Origin of the sequence: Sphingopyxis sp. P1IMeth2, assembly GCF_900185685.1 — a bacterium.
Lineage (GTDB): Bacteria > Pseudomonadota > Alphaproteobacteria > Sphingomonadales > Sphingomonadaceae > Sphingopyxis > Sphingopyxis terrae_A.
The window spans coordinates 32,623-53,707 of sequence record NZ_FYAT01000003.1 but is presented as its reverse complement, the minus strand read 5'-3'; the positions used below and the strand labels follow the sequence as shown (position 1 = coordinate 53,707).

Here is a 21,085-nt window from a genome sequence, read left to right as displayed (position 1 = left end):
GCGGACCGGACAGGGCGAGGCGCTCCGTTTCGAGCTTGCCGCGCCCAGCCTGTCGAGCCGTAGCGGCGCACGCTTCGCGGGCAGCGCCGACAGCCGCATCGGTTACCTCTTCGCGGCACCGCGCCCCGAAGTCATTGCGACGGGGCGCTGGACCTTCGGCGGCGGCGGCCTTCCGGTCGGCGCGATGGAACTCGACCGCCGTGCCGACGGCCGCATGACCGGGCTGGCGCAAATCGACGCCTATCAGGCGGGGGGCGCGCGTCTGGTGCTCGATTCCGTGCGCTTTTCGAGCGCGCCAGGCACCGCGATGCGCTTTTCGACCAGCGCCACCTTGTCCGGACCGCTCGCGGGTGGGCGGGTCGAGGGGCTTCGCGTGCCGATCGCCGGTGGGCTCGCGGCAACTGGCGGGATGGCGTTCAACGGCGGCTGCCACCGCGTCACCGCGAATAAGGTCGACGTATCGGGGCTGCGTCTTGTCAACAACGGTGTCGATCTGTGCAGCGCCCCCGGCGCGCCGCTGTTCAGCGTGGGACCGGCGGGGGGGCGCGGCGCCGTGCGGCTTCCGGGCCTCAAGCTGCGCGGCACCAGCGGGGCATCGCCCTTTGCGCTCGACAGCGGTCCCGGCGAGATCGATCTGGCGCGGTGGCGCTGGTCGCTTGCCAACGCCGATGTCCGGATCGGGGCCGGGGACAGCGTGACGCATTTCGCCGCCGGACGCCTTTCGGGCGTGGCGGGGGGACAGGGGATGGCCGGAACGCTTGCCGATGCGCAGGGCAAGATCGGCGCCGTCCCGCTCGACATGAGCGAGATTGCCGGCAACTGGCGCTGGGCCGACGGCGCGCTGACGCTCGACGGCGGGCTGGTGCTGACCGATGCGGCGGCGGACAAGCGCTTTGCGCCGCTGATCAGCCGCGACGCGCATCTCCGTTTCGCCGACGGCGTGATCGACGCAAGGGCCGGTTTCGACGAGCGCGAGAGCGGCCGGAAGATACTCGATACGGTGATCCGCCATCGCTTTGCCGACAGTAGCGGCGCCGCCGATCTGATCGTCAAGGAATTGCGGTTCGACGATAATTTCCAGCCCGAACAGCTCACGACGCTTGCGCAAGGCGTCGTTGCCAATGTCCAGGGCTCGGTCGTCGGCGACGGGCGGATCGAATGGAACGCCGACGGCGTGACGAGCCGGGGCACTTTTGCGACCGCCAATACCGACCTCGCCGCTGCGTTTGGCCCGGTGACCGGGCTGACGTCGACGCTGACGTTCGACGATCTGCTGGGGCTCCATTCGGCGCCGGGGCAGACCGTCGCGCTGAATGAGGTCAATCCGGGCATTCCCGTCGTGGACGGCAAGATCGACTATCAGCTGCTCGGCGGCAATCGGGTGCGGATCGAGGGCGGGCGCTGGCCCTTCGCGGGCGGCGAGCTTCTGCTTCACCCCGCCACGCTCGATTTCAGCGCCACCCAGCCGCGCCGCCTGATGTTCGATGTGGTCGGCGTCGATGCCGCGGTTTTCCTTCAGCAGTTCGGGTTCGAGAATATCAACGCGACGGGCAAGTTCGACGGGACGCTGCCGGTCGAATTCGACGGGCTTGGCGGGCGCGTAGTCAATGGGCGGATCGATGCGCGCGACGGCGGCGGGACGCTCGCCTATGTTGGCGAGCTTTCCAATCACAACCTCGGCACGATGGCCAATTTTGCGTTCGGCGCGCTGCGGTCGCTGAAATATGACGATCTGACGATTGTCCTCAACGGCAACCTCGACGGCGAAATGGTGACGGAAATCCGCTTTGGCGGGATTGGGAAGGGCGTCGGCGCGAAGCGCAATTTCCTGGTCGATCAGGTCGCCAAAATCCCGCTGATCTTCAACATTCGTGTCGAAGGGCCTTTCCGCGGCCTGATATTCTCTGCAAAGAGCTTTTACGATCCATCGGTCCTGGTGGAGCAGAATTTGTCGCAGCTCTTGCAAGCGCAGCGCGACGCCGAAGCCGCCGCAGCGGCGAAGGCGGCGCCCGTTCAGCCTCCAGCAAGCGAGCCCGTGCAATGACGGTAAGGAAGACAGGAAAGATGAGGAGAGCGGCCATAGGCGGTCGGTGTCTGTTGCTGACGATCGGAACGATGGGCCTTGGCGGCTGCGTTCAGGTGTCGGCGCCCGACAAGCCGATCGAGATCAACCTGAACATCCGCATCCAGCAGGAAGTGGTGTACAGGATCGACGGCGACGCGAAAAAGCTGATCGAACAAAATGGCTCTATCTTCTGACAGGGACGAAACAAGATGATGAAGCAGATGTTCAAACCCGCAATCGCCGCACTGGCCGCCGCCGGAGCGGTCGCCGCGCTGGTCACGCCGGCGCTGGCGCAGCGCGACCCCGCCTATGAAAATGCGCGCGCTGCGGGCCTGATCGGCGAACAACCCGACGGCTACCTCGGCTTTGTGACCACGCCGACCGATGCGGTGCGCAAGCTGGTCAGCGACCTCAATATCAAGCGCAAGGACGCTTATACGCGCAACGCGCCGGCGGGCAGCACGATCGAACAGTTCGCCTTTGTGACGGGCTGCAACCTGATCCTGAAAACCGCGCCGGGCGAGAAATACCGCACGCCCGACGGCAAGTGGCTGACGCGCGACAGCAGCCCGCCGGTGCGCGATCCGCGGTGCGCCGCCAACTGACAAATTAGCAGCAGGCCTTCGTGCCTCATTATGCCGCCGCGCCCCTAAACGCGGCGGCATTTTTGTGCGCCTGCGCACGGGCATTGACTTAATCGGGCGGCGTTCCTAAACGGGCCGCGCCTTAGGGGTCCCCCGGCTTTTTCCGGGCCTTTTTCGCGGGCGGCACCGATTCTTTTCGGTTCTGTTTCAGGAGGATGGCGGAAGATGACGGGGAAGGGCAGCGATCCGGATCAAACTTCGGAGGATTCGCGCCTGGTCTCGCTCGAAGAGCGATTGGACCGGGCCGAAGCCGCAGAAGCGAAACGGACCGCAGGCACCGCCAGTCCGGAATCCGATGCCAATTACCGGCTCGGGAACCGGGTGCTGGCGGAACTGCTGGGTGGATTGATCGGTGGCGCCTTGTTCGGCTGGCTGATCGACCGCATCGCGGGCACGTCGCCCTGGGGGTTGTTGGGAATGTTGTTCATGGGGATCGTCGTGGCGTTCCGGAACATCATTCGCATCGCTTCGGGTCCACGCAAGTAGCGCGGATCAAAGGGAATTTCTGGCGGGACGGCCCGATGAGCCGCCCCGCAATGCGCGTGGAGTGAAGAGTGGCGGCGGAATCCGGCAAGATCGACCCGATGCACCAGTTCGAGGTGACCCCGCTCGGCGGCGGTTTCCATCTGGGCGGGCACGAAATCCTGTTCACCAACAGCGCGCTGTGGATGGTCGTCGCGGCCATCACGCTCGGCATCTTCATGTGGGGCGGCATGCGCCGTCAGCTCGTTCCCGGTCGCTGGCAAGCTGCCGTCGAGGGCTTCACGGGCTTCATCTCGAGCATGATGACCCAGAATATCGGCAGCGAAGGGCGCAAGTTCACGCCCTATGTCTTCTCGCTGTTCATGTTCATCCTGTTCTGCAACCTGCTCGGCATGCTGCCGCTCGGCGTCTTCGGCATCCATCCCTTCACCGTGACCAGCCATATTGCGATCACCGGCGTTCTCGCGCTTGTCAGTTTCGCGATCGTGCTCGTCGTCGGTTTCTGGCGCCACGGCCTGCACTTCTTCTCGCTCTTCGTGCCGCATGGCACGCCGCTGCCGATGATTCCGATCATCGCGCCCATCGAGTTCGTGTCCTTCATGGTCCGTCCCTTCAGCCTCGGCCTGCGTCTCTTCGTCGCGATGACGGCGGGTCACGTTCTGCTCAAGGTGCTGTCGGGCTTCGTCATTAACGGCTTCAACGCCGAAACCGTCTGGCTCGGCTCGATCGTCTCGGTCCTCAGCTTCATCCTGATGATCGGTATCAGCGCGCTCGAACTGCTCGTTGCCGGTATCCAGGCCTATGTTTTCGCCCTGTTGACCTCGCTTTACATCAACGACGCGGTCAACCTTCACTAATCCCGTTTATATCAAACGCTTACACCCAAGGAGTATTACAATGGACGCAGAAGCAGCAAAGCTGATCGGTGCTGGTCTCGCCGCTATCGGTGCCGGCATGGCCGCCATCGGCGTGGGTAACGTCTTCGGCAGCTTCCTCGAAAGCGCGCTGCGCAACCCCGCGGCCGCCGACGGCCAGCAGGGTCGCCTGTTCATCGGCTTCGCGGCTGCCGAACTTCTCGGCCTGCTCGCGTTCGTCGTCGCGATGATCCTGCTTTTCGTCGTCTGATTTCGGACGATCCGGCGTGGCCGGTCCTCGGATGGGGACCGGCTGCACCGATTTGCAGGTTTTTCATAAGTTTAAGGTTCGCCTTTCATGCCCCAGATAGCCCAGCTAACCGCTGATAACTGGTACCTCGCCTCGCAGCTTTTCTGGCTGCTGGTCGTGTTTGCCGGCATCTACATCGTCATCGGCCGCGGCATGCTGCCCAAGATCGAGGCGACGGTTGACGCGCGCGATCGCAAGGTCGCCGACGATCTGGCGGCGGCCAAGGCCGCACACGCGGCCGCCGACGGCCTCGAGGAAAGCTATCGCCAGCAGAGCGAGGCGAGCCGCGCTGCGGCGCAGAAGGCGGTTTCGGACGCCAAGGACAAGGCCGCTCGCGACGCCGAAAAGCGTCTGGCAAAGGTCGATGCCGAGCTTTCGGAAAAGCTGGCAGCGGCCGAAGCCGATGTGGGCGCTGCGCGTACCTCGGCAATGGCGGAAATCGAATCGGTCGCTGCCGAAGCGGCGACCGACCTAGTGGCCAAGCTGTCGGGCGTGAAAGTTGCCGCAACCGACGCAAAGGCTGCGGTGAAGGCGGTGCTGCATGGCTGATTTCCTGATGATCCTGTCCGAAGCTGCCGGCGCTGCCGGGGAGGCGCATGCCGATCCGACGGCTTTCGGGCTTAACGCCACCGTGTGGGTGTCGATCGCGATGCTCGCCTTCCTCGGCATTCTTGTCTGGAAGAAGGTGCCTGCGATGATCGGCGCGTCGCTCGACAAGAAGATCGCAGAGATTTCGAAGCAGCTCGGCGAAGCCGAACAGCTTCGCCTCGATGCCGAATCGCTCAAGGCCGAATATGAGGCCAAGCTTGCCGATGCGGCGAAGGAAGCCGACGAGCTTCGCGCCCGCGCCGAATCCGAGGCCGAAGCGCTCGTCGCCAAGGCGAAGGGCGATGCGACCGCGCTGATCGCTCGCCGCAAGCAGATGGCCGAAGACCGCATCGCAGCGGCCGAAGCCAACGCGGTTGCCGAGGTTCGTGCCGCGGCGGCCAAGGCGGCGACCGATGCCGCCGCAGCGCTGATCGCGGCCAAGCATGACGCGGGCGCCGACAAGGCGCTGATCGATCAGGCGATCGCGGCCGTTGCCAAGAGCTGATCTTTCCCGATCGGGCCATGAAAAGCGGCCGTCTCGTCTAAGCGAGACGGCCGCTTTTTCGCGTCAATACTCGTCGAAATTGTCGGCCGCATCGCTGAACGGATCGCTGACCGCGGTGCCGCCTTTGCGATAGCAGGCGAAATCCATGATCGCCTCGTTGATGCTGTTGGCGGCGGGCGTCTTGTGCTCGGTGATCGTCTCGGACGGTTCGCTCTCGATGAAGCTGCCGTCGGCGCGATAATAGCTATATTCGAGCGTGCGGAAATAATTGCCACCGCAATCGAGCTCCTCGCGAATTTTTGCACCCACGATCGGTCCGCCGTTGAGCGGTTTGGCATAGACGCTCAGCACGTCGCCGACGATCTTGCCGCTCAGCGCGCGCAGGCTCGCAAGGGCGACATAGGTGCGGGTCGAATCATTGCCGCCCACCAGATACCATTCGGCGGCGGCAGCCGGCGTGGCGAGCGGCAACAGCGTGGCCGCCACAAAAATCATGCGCATAATATCCCCCCTTATGGTGCGCCCCGTGCACGGCCTGCCACAGCCGTTCGGGCGCGCAAAGCCGAAATTGGCGGCCTCAATATTTGATCATGATCCGGCGGGCGAGGGCGGGCGAGACGCTGTTGACGAGTTGCAACAGCTTCACCGCCCCCGCATTCACCTCGCGCTTGCCGGTGCGGATGCCGCGCACGATTTCGGCGGCGCAATCGTGCGCGCTCATCTTCTTCCCGGCGCGACCCGCGGTCATATTGGTTTCCACCACCGGCGGCAGCGCCTCGATCACCGCCACATTGCTGTCGCGCAGCAGGTGGCGGATCGCCTGCGTATAGGCGCGCAGCCCGGCCTTGGTGGCGCAATAGATCGAACCGCCGGCGCGCGGTGCGATCGCGAGCCCCGAGGTCACATTGACGATCGCGGCGGCAGGCTGGGCGCGCAGGATCGGCAGCAGCCGCGTGCAGAGTGCGATCGGCGCGTCGAGGTTGGTACGGATGCACTGCGCCGCGCTGTCGAGAGTTGCCGGCTCGTCCAGCTCATAATCGCTGCCGACCCCGGCATTGTTGACCAGAAGCGCCAGCGGTCGCCCTGCGACCCCCGCGACGACGGCATCGATTCCCGCCGGCTCGGACAGATCGCCGGCGATCGTTTCAAAACCCAGCGCCCGCATCCCCGCCAGTTTTTCGGGTGAGCGGCCCGTCACGACCACCTCGGCGCCCGCCGCCTGCAATTGCAGTGCGATTTCGCGCCCGATTCCGTCGCTTCCGCCCGTCACCAGCGCCAGTTTGCCGTGTAATTCCATCGCCCCCTCCATGCTTTTACCTGCCACACTATGGCGGGCCGCGCGGCCATCGCCTACATGGAAATGATGGTCCGTCCCAACGCTCCCGAACGATTCAACGAAGAGAAGGCCACCTATGTCGTCCGCGGCGAGGGGGAGGGGGCCGACAAGCCCGATCTGGAGCGCGGTGCCGAGGTCATTCGCGGCGTCGTGCGCAAGCTGCCGGTGCGCCCCGGTGTCTATCGGATGCTCGATGCGCGCGGCGACGTTCTGTACGTCGGCAAGGCCCGCGCGCTGAAGAACCGCGTCACCAACTACACCCAGGTCGCGCGGCTGCCGCAGCGGTTGCAGCGCATGGTCGCGCAGACGCGCGCTATGGAGATCGTGACGACGACAAGCGAGGCCGAGGCGCTGCTGCTCGAGGCACAGCTCATCAAACGCTATCGTCCACCCTACAATGTCCTGCTGCGCGACGACAAAAGCTTCCCCTTCATCCTGCTCCGCATGGATCATGACTTCCCGCGGGTACAAAAGCATCGCGGCGCCCGCCGTGCCAAGGGACGCTATTATGGCCCGTTCGCCAGCGCGGGGTCGGTGAACCGCACCCTCAACGCGCTCCAGAAGACCTTTCTGTTGCGCAGTTGCACCGACAGCTTCTTCGCCAATCGTTCGCGGCCGTGCCTGCTCTATCAGATCCGCCGCTGTTCGGCGCCGTGCGTCGATCGCATCGACAAGGCCGATTATGCCGAACTCGTCGGCGATGCGCAGGACTTTCTGGAGGGTCGCTCGACTGCGGTGCAGAAGCGACTGGGCGACGCGATGACGCGCGCGGCCGAAGCCATGGATTTCGAGCTCGCCGCGGTGCTCCGCGACCGGTTGAAGGCGCTGACCTTCATCCAGGGTAGCCAGTCGGTGCATGCCGACGGGCTGGGCGATGCCGATGTCTTTGCGCTGGCCGCGAAGGGCGGGCAGCTCTGCATTGCCGGTTTCTTCATTCGCGGCGGGCAGAATTGGGGGCATCGCAGCTTCTTTCCCGCGCATGTCGCGGGGGTGCCCGAACCTGAGGTGATGGCGAGCTTCCTCATGCAATTTTACGAGGGCGTGCCGCCCCCCAAGCTGATCCTCGTCGATCGCGAGCCCGAGGACGCCGCGGTCCTTGCCGAAGCGCTCGGCGAAACGGCGGGCCGCAAGGTCGAGATCAGCGTCCCGCAGCGCGGCAATCGCAAGCGACTGCTCGAACAGGCGGTGCGTAACGCCGGCGAAGAACTCGACCGCCGCCTTGCCGAAAGCAGCAGTCAGGCGAAACTGGGGCGTGAACTTGCCGATCTGTTCGATCTCGACGAACCGCCGCAGCGGATCGAAATCTACGACAACAGCCATATTCAGGGCACCAATGCGCTCGGCGCGATGGTCGTCGCGGGGCCGGAAGGCTGGATCAAGGGCGCCTATCGCAAGTTCAACATCAAGCGCCCGGAAACGCAGCCGGGCGACGATTTCGCGATGATGCGCGAAGTGTTCCAGCGCCGCTTCGCGCGTGCCCTCGAGGAGGATCCCGAACGCAACAAGGGCGAATGGCCCGATCTGGTGCTGATCGACGGCGGCAAAGGGCAGGTGTCCGCAGCGGGCGCCGTGCTCGCGGAACTCGGTATCGACGATCTTCCTTATGTGGGCGTCGCCAAGGGACCGGATCGCAACGCCGGGCGCGAGACATTCTTTTTGCCCGACGGCCGCGAATTCACGCTGCCCCCGAACAATGCCGTGCTTTTCTACATTCAGCGATTGCGCGACGAGGCACATCGCTTCGCCATTGGCGCGCATCGGCAGAAGCGCGCGAAGGCGATGGGCAGCTCGCCGCTTGACGAGGTTCCGGGCATCGGACCGGCGCGCAAGAAGGCGCTGTTGATGCATTTCGGCACGGCGCGGGCGATCCGCAGCGCCAGCCTCGACGATCTGAAAAAGGCGCCGGGCGTCAGCGCGGCGGTCGCGCAGGCCGTTTATGATTTCTACAATCCGGGAAGCTGAGGAGAAGAACGTGGATTTCGCAGCCGCCATGCCGCTCGCCGGAACGCTGGGCGTGACGATACAGGAAGGGACGAAAGAGCGCGTTACCGGGCGGTTGCCCGTGCGGCCCGACATCTGCACCGCGGGCAATATCGTCCACGGCGGCGCCATCATGGCGTTTGCCGACTGTCTGGGCGCGGTCGGCGCCTTCCTGACCTTGCCCGACGGCGCAAGCGGCACGACGACGATCGAAAGCAAGACCAATTTCCTTGGCGCCGGCCCGGTCGGGTCGGTGCTCGTCGGCGAAGCGACGCCGGTCAAGATCGGGAAGCGCCTGTCGGTCTGGCAGACGCGTATCCGCACCGAAGCGGGCGAAGAGGTCGCGCTCGTCACCCAGACGCAGATGGTGCTTTGGCCGGCCTGACCGCCGATGCCATCGTCTGCGCGGTTCGGGCGCATGGCGAACATGGCGCGATCCTGCGCGCCCTGACCGAGCGTGCCGGCCTTGTCGCCGGCTATGTGCGCGGGGGGCGATCGCGGCGCCTGCGCCCGATACTTATGCCGGGAAACCTCGTCGCGCTCGACCTGCGGGCGCGGACCGAGGATCAGCTTGGCGGCGCCACGGTTGAAATGATCGCCAGCCGCGCGCCGCTGCTCTTCGAACCGCTGGCGGCCGCCGCGATCGACTGGGCGACCAGCCTGACCGCGGCGGCGCTTCCCGAAAGCCAGCCCTATCCGTCGCTCTACGCCGCGCTGTCGGCGCTTCTGGAGGCGATTGCGGTGGCGCCGGCGGCGCGGCTATGGGCAGCGGCGCTCGCGCGCTATGAGTTGCTGTTGCTTGCCGAGCTCGGTTTCGGGCTCAGCCTCGACGAATGCGTGGCGACCGGCACCGCCGACGATCTGGCCTTTGTCAGCCCCAAGTCAGGCGGGGCGGTCGGCCGCGCCGCCGCGGCTGGATATGAAGCGCGGCTGATGCCACTGCCGCCTTTTTTGCGCGGCCGCGATGCCGATCCGTCGATTGCCGACGTCATCGCCGGACTTGCCATCACCGGACATTTCCTCGACCGCGACATTCTCGATGGCCGAAACCGCGACTTGCTGGCGGTGAGGGAAAGATTGCTCGGCAGGCTGGGCAGGGCGGTTGCGTGAGGGGCCGCCGCTGTCTAAGCGGCTCGCGAAGATAGGAAAGGGCGACGCACGTGCAAATCCTGCTGCTGGCTGGCGACGGTATCGGACCGGAGATTATGGTCGAGGCCGAAAAGGTCCTCGCCGCGCTGGCGCTGCCCATCACGATCGACCGCGCGCTTGTCGGCGGCGCGGCCTATGCCGCCACCGGCCACCCGCTGCCGCCTGAGACGCTCGCAAAGGCCAAGGCGGCCGATGCGATCCTGTTCGGTGCGGTCGGCGATCCGCGCTTCGATGCTGTCGAGCGTCATTTGCGGCCCGAGCAGGCTATTCTCGGCCTCCGGTCGGAACTCGGCCTGTTCGCCAATCTTCGTCCGGCCAAGCTGTTCGCGGGACTCGAAGACAGCTCTGCGCTGCGCCCCGAAGTGGCCTCGGCGATTGACCTGCTGATCGTGCGCGAACTCAACGGCGACGTCTATTTCGGCGAAAAGGGCATGCGCACGACCGCGACCGGCGAGCGCGAAGGCTATGACGTCATGGCGTATAGCGAGAGCGAGGTGCGGCGCATCGCGCATGTCGCCTTTCGCGCCGCGCAAGGGCGCCGGAAGCGGCTGTGCTCCGTCGACAAGGCGAACGTCCTTGAAACCTCGCAGCTCTGGCGGGACGTCGTGATCGAGGTTGCGGCCGACTATCCCGACGTCGAGCTCAGTCATATGTATGTCGACAATGCCGCGATGCAGTTGGTGCGCAATCCGGGGCAGTTCGACGTGGTCGTCACGGGCAATCTGTTCGGCGACATTTTGTCCGATCAGGCATCGATGTGCGTCGGCTCGATCGGTCTTCTCGCATCGGCCTCGCTGAGCGAAGGCCGCGAGGGGCTGTACGAGCCCATTCACGGCAGCGCTCCCGATATTGCGGGTAAAGGGATCGCCAACCCGCTCGCGATGATCCTGTCGCTCGCCATGCTGCTCCGCCATTCGGGCGGCGACGCGGCGAGCGCGGCGCGCATCGAGAGTGCGGTAGCGAAAATCCTTGCCGACGGATGCCGCGGCGCCGATTTGGGCGGATCGATGGGCACCGCAGCGCTTGGCGATGCGGTTGTCGCGGCTTTGAACGGATAGAGCGAGATGAAAAAGACGACGGGATTCGATCGCAGCAAGACGAGGAACTGGCGTCCGGCGACGCAGGCGGTGCGCGGCGGGACGTGGCGCAGCGAACATGGCGAAACGTCCGAGGCCCTGTTCCTGACCTCCGGCTATACCTATGACAGCGCCGAGGAAGTCGCGGCCCGCTTTGCCGGCGAGGCGCAGGGCATGACCTATTCGCGCCTGCAAAACCCCACCGTCGCGATGCTGGAGGAACGCATCGCGTTGATGGAGGGGGCCGAGGCGTGCCGGACGCAGGCCACTGGCATGGCGGCGATGACGACGGCGCTGCTCTGCCAATTGTCCGCTGGAGACCATGTTGTTGCTGCGAAAGCGGCCTTCGGGTCGTGCCGCTGGCTCGTCGATACGTTGCTGCCGCGCTTCGCGATCGAGACGAGCGTCGTCGATGGCCGTGATCTTGACGCGTGGAAGGCAGCGATCAAGCCGAACACCAAGCTTTTCTTTTTCGAAACCCCCGCCAATCCGACGATGGATATCGTCGACCTGCAGGCGGTGTGCGATCTCGCCAAGGCGCATGGCATCACGACCGTCGTCGACAATGCCTTCGCGACCGCCGCGCTTCAGCGCCCGCTGGAATTCGGCGCCGACGTCGTAGCCTATTCAGCGACCAAGCTGATGGAGGGGCAGGGCCGCGTCCTCGCCGGAGCGGTGTGCGGAACGGAAAAATTCATCAACGAGGTGCTGCTGCCGTTCCAGCGCAATACCGGACCGAACCTGTCGCCGTTCAACGCATGGGTTGTTCTGAAGGGGCTGGAAACGCTCGACCTGCGTGCCCGCCGCCAGTCGGAGAATGCGCTGGCGGTCGGCAAGGCGATCGAGGGGCGCGTGCGGCGTATCCTGCATCCCGGCCTGGCCAGCCACCCCCAGCATAATCTGGCGATGCGCCAGATGGATGGCTGTGGTCCTATCTTTTCCTTCTTCCTCGACGACCGGGTGCAGGCGATGGCGTTTCTGAACGCGCTCGAACTCGTCGATATTTCGAACAATATCGGCGATGCGCGCAGCCTGTGCTGCCATCCTGCGTCGACCACCCATTACGGCGTCAGCGCCGAGGCGCGCGCCGACATGGGCATCGAAGAGGGGATGCTGCGCATCAATATCGGGCTGGAGGATCCGCGCGATCTGATCGCCGATCTGGACCAGGCATTGACCAAGGTCGGGCTTTGAGCGACGCTGGCGGCGCGATGATCGACTCCCTCTTCCCCTTTGCCGCGACAACCGGGCCGATCACGGTGCGCGTGTCGGTCAGCTACCTGCCCGAACAGTCGCATCCGGCGCTGGGGCGCTGGTTCTGGGCCTATCATGTCCGCATCGAAAATCACGGTGAGGCCGCGGTGCAGCTGTTGACGCGGCATTGGCGGATCACCGACGGCCGCGAGCAGGTGAGCGAGGTTGAGGGCGAAGGCGTTGTCGGCGAACAGCCGCTCATCGCGCCCGGCGGGTCGTTCGACTATGTTTCGGGATGCCCGCTGCCGACGCCCGAAGGCGGGATGGTCGGCACCTATGTGATGGAAATGACCGACGGGTCGCAGATGCTGGCGGCAATTCCGGCCTTTCCGCTCGTGGCCCCCGCGACCGCGTCATGAAGCGCACCCATCTGCCTCTCAACGCGCTGCGCGTCTTCGACGCCGCTGCCCGCCATCTCAGCTTTACCCGTGCCGCCGACGAGCTGGCGGTGACCCCGGCGGCGGTCGGTCAACAGATCCGCGCGCTGGAGGACATGCTAGGCGTCGTCCTGTTCCGCCGCACCCCTAAGGGTCTTGAACTGACGGGGGAAGCACATGCCGGGCTCGACGCGCTGCGGCAGGGCTTTTTGCAGTTCGAGGAATCGGTCCGCGCAATGCAGGCGGGGCAGTCGTCGCAATCGCTGACCATCGCCGCGCCGCGCGACCTGACCGCCAAATGGCTGGCGCCGCGTCTCGCCCGGTACAGCCAACAGGCGCCCGACGTGCGGTTCACGCTTGTGTCGGCCGATAGCGGCATTGATTTTACCGAGGCCAATCTCGATCTCGCGATTTTCTGGACCGACGGGGCCGGCGACCATGAAGGGGTCGCTCTGTCGGCGGCATCGATGGTCACCGTGGCGGGGCCTGGCGGCGGCAGCGACACGCGGATTGCGTGGCCGGGATGCCCCGTCGCCGAGGGAGAGCCCGCGTTGCGGCTTGGCGATGCCGGGCTGGCGATCGACGCCGCGGCCAACGGGCTGGGGCAAGCCTGCGTCCCGGCCATGCTCGCCGAGGCCGATATTGCCGCCGGGCGGGTGCGCCAAGTGGGTGAGGCGATGGATACGAAACGCGGCTATTGGCTCGTCGCGCCGACCCCGCAATGGCGGCAGGCGAAGGTCAAGGCGCTGGTGGCGGCGCTGACGGCGTAACGCCGCCCTCCTTGGCTGCGAGCGCGAGCAGCCGGGTGACGAGACCGGCGAACTTGTTGCCGTCGAGGTCCAAGGCCGCATTGTTCCAGCTTGCCGTGACGACGAACCATTTGCCGTCGGCCTTGCGCTGGCCGAGCAGGCTCATCGACACCACGCCAAGCTCCGACCCGCCCTTGTAGCCAAGGTAGGACCAGTCCGCCGCCGCTGCGGGGCCGACGCCATTGTTGATCGCCAGCGCCGCCATCGTCGGCGCCGAACCGCGCGCGCGCAGATCGGCAAAGGCCCGCGCCACATCCATCGGCGAGGCGAACCATTCGAGGCTGTCGATAAAGCGCGGTTTTCCTTCGAAGCTGACGCCGTCAACATTGGCGAGGGTTAAGCGATCGGCATTGTCATCGACGATCTTGCGTTGCTCCGCTTCGCTGCCGGAGAGAAAGGCTGAACGGAGATCAGCGAAATTGTTGCCCTTGAGCGCGAAGGCCTCGACCGTCGTCAAAAAGGGCGTGTTGCGTGCGGGTGCGCTATTGCCAGCCGCCCGCATCCGCGCTTCGATCGTCTCGCGGCCGAGCAGATGGATCAGCGTGTCGGCGGCGCCATTATCGCTGACCGAAATCATCCAGTTCGCCAGCGTTTGTAGCGTCACCGGCGTATTCAGCGGCCAGTTGGCGGTCGCCGCCGACGAGAAGCTGGGATGGGCAAGCGGGGCGACATCGTCCCAATGCCGCTTCCCCGCCGCGACCTGCGCAGCGAGCTCATCGAGAACATAGAGTTTGAATATCGATCCGACAGCAAACTGCCGATCGGTGCCCGAACCCGCAATATGACGAATGTTGTCGCCGTCAACTTCGGCGACAAGAAACCCGGTATCGCCCGGTAAAGCAGCGATTTCCGCTGCAACTGCGGCGATGCTATCGTTGGCAGCCACAAATCCGGTTACTCGAAGTCCCAGCACCAGCGCTTCGGGGGCCGGGCCGACATCCAGGCGGATCGTCGCGGTCCCGCGTTCGAAGCGGAGCAGTATCGTGCCCGATTGACCGTCGTCTGATGTCGCTCGCTTGACCGCGACCGGCTTGCCATATTGGCCGACCAGATTTTCTCTGATCTCCCCAAACCGCGCTTCCGGGATCGCCGCGCGGAAGGAAGGCGCAAAATAGTCTGCATAGGGCACCCGCCCTTCGAACAGGGCGACGAGCTGACCGGCGCGGCGGTCGAAGGCGCTCTGTTCGGCGCGTGCGGTTGTGCCCGGCTGAGCGTGGACGGTCCCGACAGGCAGCGCGGCCAAGGGGACGGCGAGCAGGGCAGCTGCAGCAAGGCGGTGCAGGCGGTTCATATCATTCTCCTTGTTCGGGGGCAGGGGCAGGCGGATCGCGATCGATGCGCGCTATCTGGCGCCGCAGCATCGCGGCGCCGCGCCGGTTGAGGAGCCAGATGGCCCCGAAAAGCAGCAACGGCCCGCCGATCAGCAGCGTGCTACCAACCATGCCATAACGGTCATCCAGCGCCTGTGCGGTCATGAACAGCAGCAGACCGGGCAGCAAAGGTGCAAGATACCAGCGCCCGACGCGCGACAGCATATGCTCTTCACGAACGAGGCGCGCGCGGTAATAGGACCGGATGTCCGCGGCTTCGGCCGCCGGATCGGGACGCGAGGTTCGGCGGGTTAGCTGCCAGCTGACGAACAGTGTCCCGGCAATCACGAGCAGACTGCCCAGCTTGAACAGCAGGCCGGGAAGGACCACGGCATAGACGGCAAAACCCGCAATCACGATGGTGGCGGCCATATATTCGCGGCGATTTCGCCGGGCGACGATGTCGCCGAGCCGCGACGCGCGGCGCCTGACTTCCTCGACCGGCATCGGGTCGAACGCGGCCGTATCGCTTTGCCACAGGGTGTGAAGGGTCATGTCGTCGGAATAATCGGTCATGATGCGTCTCCGGGGCTCGCGAAACGGCGCGTGAGCATGGATTTGAAGCGATGGACCTTGGTTGCGACGGTCTCGGACGATACGCCGGTGACCTCGGCGATTTCGGTCGCCGCCAGCCCCTCGAGATAAAGGAGCAATATCTGCCGGTCGGGCGGCCCGAGCCGGTCGATGATCGCCAGCATCAGCGCCAGCGCCTGGTCGGTCTCGGCGCGCTCGGCGGGCGAGGGGGCGTCATCGGCAAGCGCCAGATCCTCGATATCGACCCACGGCCGCCGACGCTTGCGGGCTTGGGCGGCGACGTGCGAGGCGGCGCGATTATGCACCACGCGCCAGACCCAGGTGCTCATCGCGCAGCGGGCATCGAAGCGGGCGAAGCTCTGCCAAAGCGCGACCTGCAACTCCTGGAGAAGGTCGCGTTGCAGTTCGGGATCGGCTTCATAGCCGCGCGCCATGCGGGCGATAGCGCCGCCGAAGCGGTCGATCGCCTCTTCGAACAGCCTGTCTTGCGCCTTTCCGGTCACCCCGATCTCCCAAAATCCCGTGCCAATATCCGGTTAGTCGCCGGCGGCGCGTGTTTCTGACAGGGGAGGCGAAAAATTCGCTTCAGGCGTCGATCGCCGCCTCGTCCAGTGTTGCGGCATTGGCCTGAATGAACTGGAATCGATGCTCGGGATGCTTGCCCATCAGCCGGTCGACCAGATCCTTGACGATCTGCCGCTCCTCATATTCCTGCGGCAGCGTGACCTTGAGCAACGACCGCGTCGCCGGGTCCATCGTCGTTTCCTTGAGCTGGTTGGGATTCATCTCGCCCAGCCCCTTGAAGCGTCCGACCTCGACGCGCTTGCCCTTGAACAGAGTCGCTTCGAGTTCGGCACGATGGGCGTCGTCGCGCGCATAGGCCGACGTTGCCCCGGCGGTGATGCGATAAAGCGGGGGCTGCGCCAGATAGACATGGCCGGTGCGGACGATGTCGGGCATTTCCTGGAAGAAAAAGGTCATCAGCAGCGTCGCGATATGCGCGCCGTCGACGTCGGCATCGGTCATGATGATGATCTTGTCGTAGCGCAGGCGGTCGGCATCGCAATCCTTGCGCATCCCGCAGCCGAGCGCGAGCGCAAGATCGGCGATTTCCTGATTGGCGCGGATCTTGTCCGCGCTGGCGCTGGCGACATTCAATATCTTGCCGCGAATGGGCAGGATCGCCTGCGTCTTGCGATCGCGCGCCTGTTTGGCACTGCCGCCGGCGCTGTCGCCCTCAACGATAAATAATTCCGTGCCTTCCGGGCCGTTGTTTGAACAATCTGTCAGCTTGCCGGGCAGGCGCAGCTTGCGCGCGCTGGTCGCCGTCTTGCGCTTGACTTCGCGTTCCGCCTTGCGCTTGAGCCGCTCGTCCATCCGTTCGAGGATCAGCCCGAGGAGGGCGCGGCCACGATCCATATTGTCCGAGAGGAAATGGTCGAAATGGTCGCGCACGGCATTTTCGGTGAGGCGCGCGGCCTCCGGGCTCGACAGCCGATCCTTGGTCTGGCTCTGGAACTGGGGGTCGCGGATGAAGACCGACAGCATCATCTCGCCGCCGTTGAAGACATCTTCCGCGGTTATCTGCGCCGCCTTTTTCTGCCCGATCAACTCGCCAAAAGCGCGCAGCCCCTTGGTCAGTGCAGCGCGCAGCCCGGCTTCGTGCGTGCCGCCTGCGGGGGTGGGAATGGTGTTGCAATACCAGCTATAGCTGCCGTCCGACCACAGCGGCCAGGCGATTGCCCATTCGGCGCGTCCCTGTTCGTCGGGGAACTCCTGCCGCCCCACGAAAGGTTCGGCAGTGGCGCACTCGCGTGTGCCGATCTGTTCCTTCAGATGGTCGGCGAGTCCGCCCGGAAACTGGAACACCGCCTCTGCGGGCGTGTCGTCGCCAATCAGTTCGGGCGCGCATTTCCAGCGGATTTCGACCCCGGCGAAAAGATAGGCCTTCGACCGCGCCATGCGATAGAGCCGCTGCGGCTTGAACCGGCCATGTTCGCCGAAGATCGCGGGATCGGGCACGAAGGTCACGCTGGTACCGCGGCGGTTCGGCGTCGGCCCCAGTTCCTCGAGCGCGCCCAAGGGCAGGCCTTGAGAAAAAGACTGTCGATACAATTTCTTGGAGCGTGCAACTTCGATGATGGTTTCGATCGATAGCGCGTTGACGACGCTGACCCCGACGCCGTGCAGGCCGCCCGACGTCGCATAGGCCTTGCCCTCGAACTTCCCGCCCGAATGGAGCATGGTCAATATGACTTCGAGCGCCGATTTCCCCGGAAACTTCGGGTGCGGATCGACCGGCATACCGCGGCCGTTGTCGACTACGGTCAGCCGGTTGCCGACGTCGAGCGTGATCTCGATCCGCGTCGCGTGGCCCGCGACGGCTTCGTCCATACTGTTGTCGATGACTTCGGCTGCAAGATGATGCAGCGCCCGCTCGTCGGTGCCGCCAATGTACATGCCGGGACGGCGACGGACGGGTTCGAGCCCTTCCAGCACCTCGATCTGGGAGGCGTTGTAGCTTTCGGTAGCGGGGGCGGAGCTGTCGAACAAATCGTGACTCATGGCCTTGCTATAGAGGGCCGGGAAGGGCGCTGGCAAGCGCGGTTTTCGGGCGATCCAGGGCGCGGCGCGGACCGATTTCCTGCCGCTCGGCTCATCCCGTTTTCAGCACAGGCAGGAACTTCGCCGATAGCCGGCGGGTTGATCGGGTGACTGCAAAGTCACTCAAAAAGTGGAGAAAATATATGAAACTCGCCTCTCTCCTCGTCGCTTCGGCGGCGACGATGCTGGCTGTCCCGGCCATGGCCCAAGACAGCGGATCCACCGCGCGCGACAGGTCGCAGGATTTCAACGGCCCCTATGTCTCGGTCGGCGGCGGCGCGACGCTGCAGGGCAGCGATCGCGGCGAAACGCTCGTCTTCGATACCGATCGCGACGGCACCTACGGCGATCAGGTCACGACCTCGACCGGCGCCGACGCCTTCTCGCCTGGTTTCTGCAACGGCGCCGCGACAGGCACCGCGAACGGCGGCTGCCGCAACGACAAGGACGGACCCGAATTCTTCGGTCGCGTCGGCCTCGACAAGCGTATGGGCAATTTCGTCGTCGGGGCTTTGATCGAGGGTGGTCACAGCGTCGCCCGCGATAGCGTCAGCGGCTTTTCGACCACCCCCGCGAGCTATACGATGAGCCGCGAAGCCGATTGGCAGGCCAGCGCCCGCCTGCGCGCCGGTTACACGCCCGGCGGTGGCGCGCTCTTCTATGTCACCGGCGGCCCCGCCTATGCGCGGCTCGACAACCGCTTTACGACGACCAACACCGCCAACAGCTTTGCCGACAATGGTAAGACCAACGCCTGGGGCTATGCCGCCGGCGGCGGGGCCGAGGTGATGGTCACGAACAACATCGCGGTCGGGCTCGAATATCTCTACACCGACGTAAAGGACGATGATTATGTGGTGAACGTCGGCGCGGGCAGCGCCCCCGCAACCAACCCGTTCCTCCTCAACGGCGGCGGCACCAATATCCAGCGCAGCGATCCGCATTTCCGGACGCACAGCGTTCGCGGAACATTGAGCTTCCGCTTCTAATAGGAGGTAAGGAAAGGAAAGGCGCCGGAGCGATCCGGCGCCTTTTCCTAAGTCATCCTACTGGCCGAGCGGCGCGTCGAAGATGGCGAAATTGCCGTTCGCGCTCGCGACCAACCGATCTTCCTGATAAAGACGCGCGTCGATATTGGCGATGCGCTTGCCCTGATGCAGCACGGTCGCATCGCAGATCAGCCGGCCCTCGCGTACGCCGACATGATAGTTAAACTTGATTTCGAGCGTCGCGCACCATTTGCTGTCGGGCATCTGGCTGGTCAGCGCGCCGCCCATGGCCGTATCGGCGAGCGAATAGGCGACGCCGCCATGCGCAACGCCCTGCGGATTGAAGTGCCGCGCGCGGTCGATGTCGATCGCCATCCGGCATCGACCATCGCCGCGCTCGACCATTTCGAACCCCATGAAGCGCGCGAATTCGAAATCCTGTCCGAACGGCCTCACCGGACGCGCGGCCCCCCGAAGGGCGGCGGCGGCGGCGGGCGGCGCGTCCCGCGCGGCAGTTGCGCCTGATAGGCGCGTCCGCAATGTTCGACGCAATAGGGGAAGCCGGGGTTCACCGCCTCACCGCAGAAATGGAAATCGGGCTCGCCCGGATGGCCCATCGGCCAGCGGCAGATACGATCGTTGAGATCGAGCAGGCTGGTCTTGTCGGCGATCTCGGGACTCGGCTTCGCGGGCACCAGGCGGCGCGGCGGCGCCGGCGGAATCGGAGCCTGCTGGTCGCCGGGTCCCTGACGAATGAAGCCTCCCGGGCCGATCGAGACGATGCGCGGCGCATCAGGCTTGGATGGCGCGTCGGTTTCCGGGGCCGAGGCATCGGAGGCAACCGGCTTCGGTTCGGCCTTGGGCGGTGCAGCTGCCGGACGCGGAGCCGCCGGTGCGGCAGCACGGGGTGCAGCAGGCGCGGCCGCCGGCTTGGGTGCAGCGGGCGCCGCCGCCTTGGGCGCGGGCGCCTTTACCGGCTTGTCGGTGGCCTTGACCGGCGACGGGCGCGATTTCAGCCCCAGACGGTGCGCCTTGCCGATGACGGCATTGCGGCTGACCCCGCCGAGCTCGTCGGCGATCTGGCTGGCGGTCAGGCCCTTTTCCCACATGTTGCGCAACTGTTCGATGCGCTCATCAGTCCATGACATCTTTATTCCTCATCATTCCACGCCGCGGGCGGATCGCATTCCCGAAAGGACGCGCGCAGTCACAGCCCAGCTTGCGGTAAGATCGGGGAGGCGATAGGCGAGAACGCCATGAACGACCAGCCCCAAATTTCGCGCCCGGAGTCGGGCACAGGCTCAGGCGATTTCCGTGCCGCGCCGCATTTCGCGGAACCCGGTGTCCCGCATATCCGGACGCTCAATGTTCCGGGGATGCAGGCGCTATATGTCAAGGAGGTGCGGCGCTTTTTCAAGGTCCAGCTCCAAACTATCTGGGCTCCGGCGGTCACGACGCTACTTTTCCTCGTCATTTTTACCGTCGCGCTGGGCGGTGCGGGTCGCCGCGTCATCGGCGTTCCCTTTGCCGACTTCATTGCCCCCGGCCTGATCATGATGGCGATGCTGCAGAACAGCTTCGCCAACTCGAGCTTCTCGCTCCTCGTCGGGAAGATTCAGGGCACCATCGTCGATTATCTGATGCCGCCGCTCGCCGTGGGCGAGCTGATTATCGCGCTTGTCGGCGCCGCGGTGACGCGCGCGATCCTCGTCGGTATCGCGCTGTGGGCCGCCATGCTGTTCTGGCCCGGCGTCCACGTCGCCCCGCAGCATCCATGGGCGGTCGCGCTGTTCGGCGTCCTCGGGGCGATGATGCTGGGCTTCCTCGGGCTGCTGACCTCGGTGTGGGCCGAAAAATTCGATCATGCCGCCGCGGTCACCAACTTCGTCGTCACGCCCCTCGCGCTGCTGTCCGGGACGTTCTACTCGGTCGACAAGCTCGCCCCCTGGTTCCAGTCGGTCGCGCACGGCAACCCCGTCTATTATGCGATCATGGGGTTCCGGTACGGCTTCATCGGCACGGTCGATTCGACGATTGCCAATCCGGTCGCGACCGCAGCGCTGTTCCTTATCGGCGTAAATGCGCTGCTGGGCGTCATCACCTATCGTCTTCTGGCGTCAGGCTGGAAGCTCAAGGCCTGAAGAGTCCGCACCGACCC

At 65.2% G+C, this 21,085-nt stretch carries 25 protein-coding genes; 17 read left to right on the top strand and 8 right to left on the bottom strand.

Translation table 11 applies throughout. The features are described from left to right. From P1IM2_RS05595 to P1IM2_RS05560, 8 genes are all read left to right on the top strand, one after another. Positions 1-2,044: YdbH domain-containing protein (locus P1IM2_RS05595; RefSeq protein WP_186401741.1), on the top strand; the 2,044-nt coding region annotated here is incomplete at its 5' end. Between the two features lie 53 nt (positions 2,045-2,097). Continuing rightward, positions 2,098-2,259: a YnbE family lipoprotein gene (locus P1IM2_RS05590; protein ID WP_371830003.1), complete on the top strand. Its 162-nt coding sequence runs from the start codon at positions 2,098-2,100 to the stop codon at positions 2,257-2,259. Between the two features lie 15 nt (positions 2,260-2,274). Further along, positions 2,275-2,670 carry a YdbL family protein gene (locus P1IM2_RS05585; RefSeq protein ID WP_058811390.1) on the top strand — a complete coding sequence of 132 codons (396 nt, stop codon included), beginning with the start codon at positions 2,275-2,277 and terminating at the stop codon, positions 2,668-2,670. Positions 2,671-2,874: 204 nt separating this feature from the next. Then, positions 2,875-3,195 (top strand): AtpZ/AtpI family protein, encoded by a 321-nt coding sequence (locus tag P1IM2_RS05580; protein WP_003044116.1) that lies wholly within the window; start codon positions 2,875-2,877, stop codon positions 3,193-3,195. A 68-nt stretch (positions 3,196-3,263) separates the two neighbouring features. Beyond that, the gene (locus tag P1IM2_RS05575; protein ID WP_003044113.1) at positions 3,264-4,049 is read left to right on the top strand and encodes a F0F1 ATP synthase subunit A; all 786 of its coding nucleotides are present in this window, start codon (positions 3,264-3,266) and stop codon (positions 4,047-4,049) included. 40 nt (positions 4,050-4,089) lie between these two features. Continuing rightward, the gene (locus tag P1IM2_RS05570; RefSeq protein WP_003044110.1) at positions 4,090-4,317 is read left to right on the top strand and encodes a F0F1 ATP synthase subunit C; all 228 of its coding nucleotides are present in this window, start codon (positions 4,090-4,092) and stop codon (positions 4,315-4,317) included. 87 nt (positions 4,318-4,404) lie between these two features. Next, positions 4,405-4,905 (top strand): H+-transporting two-sector ATPase subunit B/B', encoded by a 501-nt coding sequence (locus tag P1IM2_RS05565; RefSeq protein WP_003044101.1) that lies wholly within the window; start codon positions 4,405-4,407, stop codon positions 4,903-4,905. Then, a complete protein-coding gene (locus P1IM2_RS05560) occupies positions 4,898-5,449 on the top strand; it encodes a H+-transporting two-sector ATPase subunit B/B' (RefSeq protein ID WP_003044099.1) in 552 nt (183 codons plus the stop codon). The genes P1IM2_RS05565 and P1IM2_RS05560 overlap by 8 nt, the downstream gene beginning before the upstream one ends. A gap of 63 nt (positions 5,450-5,512) precedes the next feature. Here P1IM2_RS05560 and P1IM2_RS05555 read toward each other — a convergent pair whose 3' ends face one another. Further along, positions 5,513-5,950, bottom strand: coding sequence for a surface-adhesin E family protein (locus P1IM2_RS05555; RefSeq protein ID WP_186401740.1), 438 nt, complete (start codon positions 5,948-5,950; stop codon positions 5,513-5,515). 76 nt (positions 5,951-6,026) lie between these two features. Further along, entirely contained in the window at positions 6,027-6,746 is a 720-nt protein-coding gene (locus P1IM2_RS05550; RefSeq protein ID WP_058811863.1) for an SDR family oxidoreductase, read from the bottom strand. Positions 6,747-6,812: 66 nt separating this feature from the next. On the opposite strand from P1IM2_RS05550, the gene uvrC reads away from it, so the two are divergent. The 7 genes from uvrC to P1IM2_RS05515 are packed head-to-tail and all read left to right on the top strand — an operon-like array spanning position 6,813 to position 13,391. Continuing rightward, a complete protein-coding gene (gene uvrC, locus P1IM2_RS05545) occupies positions 6,813-8,747 on the top strand; it encodes an excinuclease ABC subunit UvrC (protein WP_186401745.1) in 1,935 nt (644 codons plus the stop codon). Positions 8,748-8,757: 10 nt separating this feature from the next. After that, complete coding sequence (locus P1IM2_RS05540) at positions 8,758-9,150, top strand: PaaI family thioesterase (protein ID WP_082813210.1); 393 nt, start codon at positions 8,758-8,760, stop codon at positions 9,148-9,150. Next, positions 9,138-9,875 carry a DNA repair protein RecO gene (recO, locus tag P1IM2_RS05535; protein WP_186401739.1) on the top strand — a complete coding sequence of 246 codons (738 nt, stop codon included), beginning with the start codon at positions 9,138-9,140 and terminating at the stop codon, positions 9,873-9,875. Before P1IM2_RS05540 ends, recO begins: the two co-directional genes overlap by 13 nt. A 50-nt stretch (positions 9,876-9,925) precedes the next feature. Then, a complete protein-coding gene (gene leuB, locus P1IM2_RS05530; RefSeq protein WP_186401738.1) occupies positions 9,926-10,972 on the top strand; it encodes a 3-isopropylmalate dehydrogenase in 1,047 nt (348 codons plus the stop codon). 6 nt (positions 10,973-10,978) lie between these two features. Further along, positions 10,979-12,184, top strand: a complete 1,206-nt coding sequence (locus tag P1IM2_RS05525; protein WP_186401737.1) for a trans-sulfuration enzyme family protein — start codon at positions 10,979-10,981, stop codon at positions 12,182-12,184. A 17-nt stretch (positions 12,185-12,201) separates the two neighbouring features. After that, positions 12,202-12,603, top strand: a complete 402-nt coding sequence (gene apaG / locus P1IM2_RS05520; protein ID WP_040590068.1) for a Co2+/Mg2+ efflux protein ApaG — start codon at positions 12,202-12,204, stop codon at positions 12,601-12,603. Beyond that, the gene (locus P1IM2_RS05515) at positions 12,600-13,391 is read left to right on the top strand and encodes a LysR family transcriptional regulator (protein ID WP_058811395.1); all 792 of its coding nucleotides are present in this window, start codon (positions 12,600-12,602) and stop codon (positions 13,389-13,391) included. The genes apaG and P1IM2_RS05515 overlap by 4 nt, the downstream gene beginning before the upstream one ends. Here the strand turns inward: P1IM2_RS05515 and P1IM2_RS05510 are convergent. The 4 genes from P1IM2_RS05510 to parE form a co-directional block, all read right to left on the bottom strand. Then, a complete protein-coding gene (locus P1IM2_RS05510; protein ID WP_186401736.1) occupies positions 13,360-14,721 on the bottom strand; it encodes a serine hydrolase in 1,362 nt (453 codons plus the stop codon). The genes P1IM2_RS05515 and P1IM2_RS05510 overlap by 32 nt on opposite strands. Position 14,722: 1 nt before the next feature. Beyond that, positions 14,723-15,316, bottom strand: a complete 594-nt coding sequence (locus P1IM2_RS05505) for a hypothetical protein (RefSeq protein ID WP_186401735.1) — start codon at positions 15,314-15,316, stop codon at positions 14,723-14,725. After that, positions 15,313-15,837, bottom strand: coding sequence for an RNA polymerase sigma factor (locus P1IM2_RS05500; RefSeq protein ID WP_186401734.1), 525 nt, complete (start codon positions 15,835-15,837; stop codon positions 15,313-15,315). The genes P1IM2_RS05505 and P1IM2_RS05500 overlap by 4 nt, the downstream gene beginning before the upstream one ends. An 82-nt stretch (positions 15,838-15,919) precedes the next feature. Further along, the gene (gene parE / locus P1IM2_RS05495; RefSeq protein WP_186401733.1) at positions 15,920-17,899 is read right to left on the bottom strand and encodes a DNA topoisomerase IV subunit B; all 1,980 of its coding nucleotides are present in this window, start codon (positions 17,897-17,899) and stop codon (positions 15,920-15,922) included. Between the two features lie 182 nt (positions 17,900-18,081). Between parE and P1IM2_RS05490 the strand changes: the two genes are divergently transcribed. Continuing rightward, the gene (locus P1IM2_RS05490; protein WP_186401732.1) at positions 18,082-18,927 is read left to right on the top strand and encodes an outer membrane protein; all 846 of its coding nucleotides are present in this window, start codon (positions 18,082-18,084) and stop codon (positions 18,925-18,927) included. Between the two features lie 57 nt (positions 18,928-18,984). Here P1IM2_RS05490 and P1IM2_RS05485 read toward each other — a convergent pair whose 3' ends face one another. Then, complete coding sequence (locus P1IM2_RS05485) at positions 18,985-19,383, bottom strand: PaaI family thioesterase (RefSeq protein ID WP_186401731.1); 399 nt, start codon at positions 19,381-19,383, stop codon at positions 18,985-18,987. Beyond that, a complete protein-coding gene (locus tag P1IM2_RS05480; RefSeq protein WP_062902463.1) occupies positions 19,380-20,075 on the bottom strand; it encodes a GcrA family cell cycle regulator in 696 nt (231 codons plus the stop codon). Before P1IM2_RS05480 ends, P1IM2_RS05485 begins: the two co-directional genes overlap by 4 nt. Before the next feature lie 108 nt (positions 20,076-20,183). On the opposite strand from P1IM2_RS05480, the gene P1IM2_RS05475 reads away from it, so the two are divergent. Next, positions 20,184-21,068, top strand: a complete 885-nt coding sequence (locus tag P1IM2_RS05475; protein ID WP_003044048.1) for an ABC transporter permease — start codon at positions 20,184-20,186, stop codon at positions 21,066-21,068. The last annotated feature ends 17 nt before the right edge of the window (positions 21,069-21,085 follow it).